Source organism: Streptomyces capoamus (assembly GCF_014654935.1).
Lineage (GTDB): Bacteria > Actinomycetota > Actinomycetes > Streptomycetales > Streptomycetaceae > Streptomyces > Streptomyces capoamus.
Genome location: NZ_BNBF01000015.1, coordinates 153,740 through 161,978 on the forward strand (window position 1 = coordinate 153,740; position 8,239 = coordinate 161,978).

Below are 8,239 nucleotides of genomic sequence, written 5' to 3' on the forward strand. Positions count from 1 at the left end.
CCCTGCCGCCGTGCCAGGTCTCGTCGGTGGACTCCGGACCCGTGGAGCACGCGGTCAGCGCGGGCGGGAGCGCGACGGCCGCGCCGACGGCGCCGAGGCCGGCGAGGACGGAGCGGCGGCGCGGTGCGGGCCCACCGGGCGCGCCGGGTGTCCGGAGTGCGCCGGGTGTCCGGGGTACGTCGTCGTCGCGCACGGGTCCTCCAGCGGATGGCGGGTGGATGGGGCGGAGATACGCGGAGATACGCGGAGATACGACGTCCTACGTCCGGTAGCGCGACCATAGGAGGGGCGTCGGCGGCGGTCAAGACAGCGCGCACGTATGCCGCAGCCGGGCAGTGGCGCATTCCCGCACGCGGGGGCGGCGGGAACCTCCGGTGACCTGCGACGGGTAGGCGGGCCGACGGGGTGAGGCGGCACGAATCCGCCAATCACCGGCCCGGGGCCCCGATACCAAGCCATACATGGTGGTAACGGCATACATTGGAGCGGGTCGTCGGGGACGCGGCCCGGGGACATCGAGGGGGGTTCATGGAGTCGCGCAACGAGGAGACACCCGAGGACGGTCGCGACCGTGACGGCGGGGCACCGCCCGACGGCGAACTCCGGTTCGCCACCGTCAAGGGCGGCGGATACCGGATCGACGCGGTCAAGGAGCACATGGACGCCGTCATCGCGAGGGTCGGCGACCCCCACCGCGGATGGCAGGCCGTGCCGCCGTACTTCCCGACGTCGCGCAGATGGGGCCAGGGGTGGGTCGCGGAAGAGGTCGACGCCCATGTCGAGCGCCGGCGTGCCGAACCCGCGGACTTCAGCGCCGCCCTGCGCCTGCTCCTGGCGCGCGAGGGCGTCACCGTCCTGCCCGGTCAGGGCCCGCTGATCGGGCAGCTCAGGACAGGCGGGGTCAAGAAGGGCGACGCGGTGGCCTTCACACAGACCCACCTGGAGCTGGAGTCGTCCGCGGGCCGGATGAGCATCCCCTACTCCGAGGTGGGGAACGTGGTGCTGGACACCTCCGAGAGGCAGGTCGACAGCGGCGCGGCCACCGATCTGACAGTGTCGGTGGACAGCTCGCTCCTCCACATCACCCAGGTCACCCACGGACAGCGCACCCTGGAGTTCCGCGAGTACGCCCCGGCACCGGTGGGCAAGACGTTGCGGTCCTTCCAGCTCGCCATCGCCGGTCTGCGAACGCGCCACCCGGAGTGGTTCAGAATGGAGCCATGAGTCTGTTCCGCGACGACGGCATCGTGCTGCGCACCCAGAAGCTGGGTGAGGCGGACCGGATCATCACGCTGCTCACCCGCGGGCACGGGAGGGTGCGGGCCGTGGCGCGCGGGGTGCGGCGCACCAAGTCGAAGTTCGGAGCCCGGCTGGAGCCGTTCTCCCACGTCGACGTGCAGTTCTTCGCGCGCGGCAGCGAGCTGGTCGGACGCGGGCTGCCGCTGTGCACGCAGAGCGAGACGATCGCTCCGTACGGCGGCGGGATCGTCACCGACTACGCCCGGTACACGGCCGGGACCGCCATGCTGGAGACCGCCGAGCGGTTCACCGACCACGAGGGCGAGCCGGCCGTGCAGCAGTACCTGCTGCTCGTCGGGGCGCTGCGCACGCTCGCCCGGGGCGAGCACGCCCCGCACCTGGTCCTCGACGCCTTCCTGCTGCGCTCCCTCGCGGTGAACGGGTACGCGCCCAGCTTCGACGCCTGCGCCAAGTGCGGGATGCCCGGTCCGAACCGGTTCTTCTCCGTGGCCTCCGGCGGCTCCGTCTGCGTCGACTGCCGGGTGCCCGGCAGTGTCGTACCGTCCCCCCAGACCCTGGTTCTGCTGGGGGCGCTGCTTACGGGAGACTGGGAGACGGCGGACGCGTGCGAGGCGCGGTACGTCCGCGAGGGCAGCGGCCTGGTGTCCGCCTACCTGCACTGGCACCTGGAGCGCGGGCTGCGTTCGCTCCGGTACGTCGAGAAGTAAGAGCGAGAAGCACGAGGGAGACGAGAAGCACATGGTGGTACGCGGGATCCTGGGGCGCCAGCGGCGCGAGTACCAGGCGCCGGAGCCGCACCCGTCCGGCGCCCGCGCGCCCAAACTCCCGGGCGAGCTGGTCCCCGGCCACGTGGCGATCGTCATGGACGGCAACGGACGGTGGGCCAAGGAGCGGGGGCTGCCGCGCACCGAAGGCCACAAGGTGGGCGCCGAGCGGGTGCTGGACGTGCTCCAGGGCTCCATCGAGATCGGCGTCCGCAACATCTCGCTGTACGCCTTCTCCACCGAGAACTGGAAGCGCTCGCCCGACGAGGTCCGCTTCCTGATGAACTTCAACCGGGACTTCATCCGCAAGACCCGCGACCAGCTCGACGCACTCGGCATCCGGGTGCGCTGGGTGGGCCGGATGCCCCGGCTGTGGAAGTCCGTCGCCAAAGAGCTGCAGATCGCCCAGGAGCAGACGAAGGACAACGACCTGCTCACCCTGTACTTCTGCATGAACTACGGCGGCCGTGCGGAGATCGCCGACGCGGCCCAGCGGCTCGCCGAGGACGTGCGGGCGGGCCGGCTCGACCCGTCCAAGGTCAACGAGAAGACCATCCAGAAGTACCTGTACTACCCGGACATGCCGGACGTCGACCTGTTCCTGCGCCCCAGCGGCGAGCAGCGCACCTCCAACTACCTGCTCTGGCAGAGCGCGTACGCCGAGATGGTCTTCCAGGACGTGCTGTGGCCCGACTTCGACCGCCGTGACCTGTGGCGGGCCTGCCTGGAGTTCGCCTCCCGCGACCGCCGCTTCGGCGGTGCCGTCCCGAACGAGGAACTGCTCGCCATGGAAGCCGCCATGAAGGGTGATTCCACCTCCTAGCCACCGCTCGTTCAACGGGGCCGCCGAGGATGCGGATCATGAGACGTCTCGCCCCGGTCCTCGCCCTCGGCGCCCTGCTGCTCACCGCCCTGCCGGCACACGCGGCCGAAGACCCCGCGCACCGCGACGGTTACGGCACGAAGGCCCCGTACGCCCCGCGGCAGAACCCGCGCACCTACCAGCGGCCCCCGGCCGGCTTCGTGCCCGTCTTCACCGAGAACGTCTCCCGGCACGGGTCCCGGGCCGCCGGCGACAGCGAGGACGGCGACCTGGTCCTCGCCCTGTGGGAGCGGGCCGAGGCGACGGGCCAACTGACCTCCAGGGGGAAGGAGTTCCGGCCCGTCGTCCGCGCACTCCAGGGCGCCATGGCGAAGACCGGCTACGGCGACCTGAGCGGCCGGGGCCGGCAGGAGATGGCGGACACGGCCCGCCGGCTCCGGCGACGGCTGCCCGCCCTGTTCGCCGGGATCGCCGCCCGCGGGGAGAAGATCGACGTCGTCGGCTCCGGGCAGCAGCGGGCCGTGGACAGCGCTACCGCGTTCACCGACGCCCTCGCCGGCGCCGAGCCCGCGCTGAGGCCGCTGATCGGTCCGGTGCGCACCGACAAGGACCTGCTGTACTTCCACAAGGCGGCGGGCGGGGCCGCCTACCGTGACTACGTCGAGAACGATCAGCGCCTGAAGGACACCCTCCGCGGCATCACCGACGGGCCGCGGACCCGGAAGGCCGCGCACGGTGTCCTGCGCGGGCTGTTCAAGGAGCCCTTCGTCGCGACGATCGGCGACCAGGTGAGCGCCGCCCGGGCCGTCTACGAGTTGTACGCCATCGCGCCCGCGATGAGCGAGGAGAGCCCGGACGGGGAAGGCTGGCGCATGGAGCGCTTCGTCTCCCGGCCGGACGCGGCCTGGTTCGGCTACGTGTCCGACGCCGAGGACTTCTACGAGAAGGGTCCCGGCTTCGCCGGCAGCGACATCACCTACGCGATGGCGGACGTCCTGCTGGACGACTTCTTCCGGCAGGCCGAGGCCAAGCGGGCCGGCACCAGCGACCTCGGGGCCGAGCTGCGGTTCAGCCACGCCGAGGAGATCATCCCGCTGGCCGCGCTGATGGGGCTGCCGGGCAGCACGCGGCCGGCGGAGCCGGGCAGGGCCTACACGTACGCCGACAACCCCTGGCGGGGGGCGGACGTGTCCCCGCTGGGAGCCAACATCCAGTGGGACGTGTTCGCCAAGGGCGACCGGTACCTGGTCCGCATGCTCTACAACGAGAAGGAGACGGCCTTCAAGCCGGACTGCCGGCCGGCCGCCGAGGGCAGCCGCTTCTACGACCTCGACGAACTGGAGCGCTGCTTCGGCAGGAGGTGAGCCGGGCCCCCGCGCCCCGGCTCAGCCCGCCGCGCAGTCGGCACAGGTGCCGAAGATCTCCACGGTGTGCGCCACGTTGACGTACCCGTGCTCCGCCGCGATGGCCTCCGCCCACTTCTCGACGGCCGGGCCCTCCACCTCCACCGCCTTGCCGCAGGCGCGGCAGACCAGGTGGTGGTGGTGTTCGCCGGAGGAGCAGCGCCGGTAGACGGACTCGCCGTCGGAGGTGCGCAGGACGTCGACCTCGCCGGCCTCGGCGAGGGACTGCAGCGTGCGGTAGACCGTGGTGAGCCCGACCGAGTCGCCCTTGTGCTTGAGCATGTCGTGCAGTTCCTGTGCGCTGCGGAACTCGTCGACCTCGTCCAGGGCCGCCGCCACGGCTGCACGCTGGCGGGTCGCGCGACCCTTCACGGGCGGTCCAGCGGTCGTCACCGGTTGCCTCCTCCACGTCTGGCGTCTGCCCGGGCCATTGTGCCAGCCCGGACGGCCGGCGGTCAGACGCCGACCTCCTCGCCGGTCCCGCGCGCGGCCGGGATCGCGCACTCCGCCGGGTCGCCCGCGGGCTGGGCGGCGGCCGCCGCGCGGGCGCGTCGCCGGGCCAGCGGGGTGGCCAGCGCGGTCAGCGCGAGGAACGCGGCGATGGTCAGCAGGACGATCGTGGCGCCGGGCGGGACGTCCTGGTAGTACGAGGTGATCGTGCCGCTGACGGTCACGGCCACGCCGATGGCGACCGCGATCACGAAGGTGACGGTGAAGCTGCGGCTGAGCTGCTGCGCCGCCGCCACGGGCACGACCATCAGCGCGGACACCAGCAGCAGTCCGACGACCCGCATGGCGACCGTGACGGTGACGGCCGCGGTGACCGCCGTCAGCAGGTTCAGGGTGCGCACCGGCAGGCCGGTGACCCGCGCGAACTCCTCGTCCTGGCTGACCGCGAACAGCTGGCGGCGCAGGCCCAGCGTGACCAGCAGGACGAACGCGGCGAGGACACAGATCGCGGTCACGTCGGACCCGGACACCGTCGACAGGGAGCCGAACAGGTAGGACATCAGGTTGGCGTTGGAGCCGCCCGGCGCGAGGTTGATCAGCATCACGCCGCCCGCCATACCGCCGTAGAACAGCATGGCCAGGGCGATGTCGCCGCGGGTCCGGCCGTACCAGCGGATCAGTTCCATCAGGACGGCGCCGAGGACGGACACGGCCGTCGCCATCCACACCGGGGAGGTGGACAGCAGGAACCCGAGGCCGACGCCGGTCATGGCCACGTGTCCGATGCCGTCGCCCATCAGGGCCTGGCGGCGCTGGACCAGGTAGATGCCGATCGCGGGCGCGGTGATGCCGACCAGCACGGCGGCCAGCAGCGCCCGCTGCATGAAGGCGTAGTTCAGGAAGTACATCAGCTCAGCAGTCCCGTGCGGATCGGTTCGGCGCCCGCCGGTGCGTGCGGGTGTACGTGGTCGTGGCCGGGCAGGGCGTGCTGGCCGACCGCGCGCGGCGGCGGGCCGTCGTGCAGCACGCAGCCGTCGCGCAGGACGACCGCCCGGTCGATCAGGGGCTCCAGGGGGCCCAGTTCGTGCAGCACGAGCAGGACCGTGGCTCCGGCCTCCACCTGCTGCTCCAGGGTCCGGGCCAGGATCTCCTGGCTGGCCAGGTCGACCCCGGCCATCGGCTCGTCCATGATCAGCAGTTCGGGTTCGGCGACGAGAGCGCGGGCGATCAGCACCCGCTGGTGCTGGCCGCCGGAGAGGGCGTCGACCGAGTCCTTGGCGCGGTCCGCCATGCCGACCAGCTCCAGGGCCCGGCGCACCGCCTCCCGGTCGCTCCTGCGGAACAGGCCGAAGCGGGTGCGGGACAGGCGGCCCGCGGAGACGATCTCGGTGACCGTCGCCGGGACTCCGCCCGCCGCCGTGGTGCGCTGCGGTACGTAGCCCACGCGCGCCCAGTCCCGGAAGGACCGGCGGGGGGTGCCGAACAGCTCGACCGTCCCGCCGCTGACCGGCACCTGGCCGATGACCGCGCGGATCGCCGTGGACTTGCCGGAGCCGTTCGCGCCGAGGAGGGCGACGACCTCGCCGCGGCCGACGGTGAGGTCGATGCCGCGCAGCACGGGTCGCGCGCCGAGTTCGGCGGTCACCCCGCGCAGGGCTATGACGGGCTCGTTGGTCATCTCGTCTCCCTTCACTTGGCGCCCAGCGCCTTCCGGAGGGCCTTGAGGTTGGCCTGCTGGACCGCGAAGTAGTCCCGGCCGCGGGACTCGCCGGTGATGCCCTCGATCGGGTCGAGGACGTCGGTCCTCAGTCCCGTGTCGTGCGCGAGGGTCCTGGCCGTCCTGTCGCTGACGAGGGTCTCGTAGAACACGGTGGAGACGCCGTCGGCCTCGGCCGTCCGCTCCAGGTCCCTGACCCGGGCGGCGCTCGGCTCCGACTCGGGGTCGAGGCCGCTCACGGCCTCCTCGGTGAGGCCGTAGCGCTCGGCGAGGTAGCCGAAGGCGGCGTGCGTGGTGATGAAGACCTTGGTCCTGGTGCGGGCGAGACCCTGCCGGAACGCGGAGTCCAGGGCGTCCAGCTTGCCGACCAGTTTCGCGGTGTTCTTCCGGTAGTCGGCGGCGTGCGCGGGGTCGGCCTTCTCGAAGGCCCGGCCGACGCCCTCGGCGACCTGGGCGTAGCGCTCCGGGTCGAGCCAGATGTGCGGGTCCTTGCCGGCGGACTCCTCGTCCTCGTGGGTGTCGTGCGCGGCCGCGTGGCCGCCGACCTCGGTGCCGTGGTGCTCCAGCGTGGTGAAGGAGCCCGCCTCGATCCTGGTCCTGACCGGGGACTGGGCCACCGCGTCGTCGACGGACGGCTGGAGGTTCTTCAGGTACAGCACCGCGTCGGCCTCCTCCAGGGCGGCGATCTGCTGCGGGCTGATCTCCAGGTCGTGCGGTTCCTGGCCGGGCGAGGTGAGGGTGGTGACGTGGACGTGCCTCCCGCCGATCTGCTCGGCGAGGAACTGCATCGGGTAGAAGGACGCGACGACGTCGAACTTGGCGGTGTTGACCGCCGCCGCGCTGTCGGAGCAGGCGGTGAGGGTGCCGGCCCCGAGGGCGGTGACCGCGGCGAGCGCGGCGGCGGGTATGAGGCGCCGCGCTCCGGCGCCGGTGCGTCGTCGTACGTTCATGACAGTCATTTTCAACTAACATGGAAACCGTTGTCAACAACGCTCATCAGACGGTCTTGTCGGGGGCCGATTTGGTCGTGGGGGAGCCTGCGCCGGTAACCTGAATCATTCGCTGGAAGCATCTCGCTTCAACGCCCGTCGTCGTAATGAAGAGAGCACCGTGGCCGCCGACAAGATCGACACCATCGTCAGCCTGAGCAAGCGCCGTGGCTTCGTTTTCCCCTGCAGTGAGATCTACGGCGGACAGCGTGCCGCCTGGGACTACGGACCGCTGGGTGTCGAGCTCAAGGAGAACATCAAGCGCCAGTGGTGGCGCTACATGGTGACGTCGCGCGAGGACGTCGTCGGTATCGACTCGTCCGTGATCCTGGCTTCCGAGGTCTGGGTCGCGTCCGGCCACGTCGCCACCTTCACGGACCCGCTGACCGAGTGCACCTCGTGTCACAAGCGGTTCCGCGCCGACCACCTGGAAGAGGCGTACGAGGAGAAGAAGGGCCACGCCCCGGCGAACGGCCTGGCGGACATCAACTGCCCGAACTGCGGCAACAAGGGCCAGTTCACCGAGCCCAAGCAGTTCTCCGGTCTGCTCTCCACCCACCTCGGCCCCACCCAGGACTCCGGCTCGGTCGCCTACCTGCGCCCCGAGACCGCCCAGGGCATCTTCACCAACTTCGCCCAGGTGCAGACCACCTCGCGCCGCAAGCCGCCGTTCGGCATCGCCCAGATGGGCAAGTCGTTCCGCAACGAGATCACGCCGGGCAACTTCATCTTCCGCACCCGCGAGTTCGAGCAGATGGAGATGGAGTTCTTCGTCAAGCCCGGCGAGGACGAGCAGTGGCAGGAATACTGGATGGAGCAGCGCTGGAACTGGT

General features: G+C 71.3%; 10 protein-coding genes. 5 read left to right on the forward strand and 5 right to left on the reverse strand.

The window, feature by feature from the left end:
- Positions 1–193: hypothetical protein (locus tag IE312_RS41490; RefSeq protein WP_229900327.1), on the reverse strand; the 193-nt coding region annotated here is incomplete at its 3' end.
- 335 nt (positions 194–528) lie between these two features.
- Here IE312_RS41490 and IE312_RS23315 point away from each other — a divergent pair.
- From IE312_RS23315 to IE312_RS23330, 4 genes are read left to right on the forward strand one after another with little or no spacing between them, the layout of a single operon-like run.
- Positions 529–1,224 carry a hypothetical protein gene (locus IE312_RS23315; protein WP_189984283.1) on the forward strand — a complete coding sequence of 232 codons (696 nt, stop codon included), beginning with the start codon at positions 529–531 and terminating at the stop codon, positions 1,222–1,224.
- On the forward strand, positions 1,221–1,967 hold the full coding sequence (gene recO / locus IE312_RS23320) for a DNA repair protein RecO (protein ID WP_189984284.1): 747 nt from the start codon (positions 1,221–1,223) through the stop codon (positions 1,965–1,967). Before IE312_RS23315 ends, recO begins: the two co-directional genes overlap by 4 nt.
- A 31-nt stretch (positions 1,968–1,998) precedes the next feature.
- The gene (locus IE312_RS23325) at positions 1,999–2,847 is read left to right on the forward strand and encodes an isoprenyl transferase (protein WP_189984285.1); all 849 of its coding nucleotides are present in this window, start codon (positions 1,999–2,001) and stop codon (positions 2,845–2,847) included.
- Positions 2,848–2,885: 38 nt separating this feature from the next.
- Positions 2,886–4,211, forward strand: a complete 1,326-nt coding sequence (locus IE312_RS23330) for a histidine-type phosphatase (protein WP_189984286.1) — start codon at positions 2,886–2,888, stop codon at positions 4,209–4,211.
- Positions 4,212–4,232: 21 nt separating this feature from the next.
- Here the strand turns inward: IE312_RS23330 and IE312_RS23335 are convergent, their stop codons facing one another.
- The 4 genes from IE312_RS23335 to IE312_RS23350 all read right to left on the reverse strand — a co-directional run bounded on the left by IE312_RS23335 (position 4,233) and on the right by IE312_RS23350 (position 7,367).
- Positions 4,233–4,643 (reverse strand): Fur family transcriptional regulator, encoded by a 411-nt coding sequence (locus tag IE312_RS23335; RefSeq protein ID WP_189984287.1) that lies wholly within the window; start codon positions 4,641–4,643, stop codon positions 4,233–4,235.
- Between the two features lie 62 nt (positions 4,644–4,705).
- Positions 4,706–5,608, reverse strand: a complete 903-nt coding sequence (locus IE312_RS23340; protein ID WP_189984288.1) for a metal ABC transporter permease — start codon at positions 5,606–5,608, stop codon at positions 4,706–4,708.
- Positions 5,608–6,378 (reverse strand): metal ABC transporter ATP-binding protein, encoded by a 771-nt coding sequence (locus IE312_RS23345; protein WP_189984289.1) that lies wholly within the window; start codon positions 6,376–6,378, stop codon positions 5,608–5,610. Before IE312_RS23345 ends, IE312_RS23340 begins: the two co-directional genes overlap by 1 nt.
- 11 nt (positions 6,379–6,389) lie before the next feature.
- A complete protein-coding gene (locus tag IE312_RS23350; protein WP_189984290.1) occupies positions 6,390–7,367 on the reverse strand; it encodes a metal ABC transporter substrate-binding protein in 978 nt (325 codons plus the stop codon).
- A gap of 160 nt (positions 7,368–7,527) precedes the next feature.
- On the opposite strand from IE312_RS23350, the gene IE312_RS41495 reads away from it, so the two are divergent.
- Positions 7,528–8,239 (forward strand): glycine--tRNA ligase (locus IE312_RS41495; protein WP_229900328.1); only part of this gene is annotated, 712 nt, incomplete at its 3' end.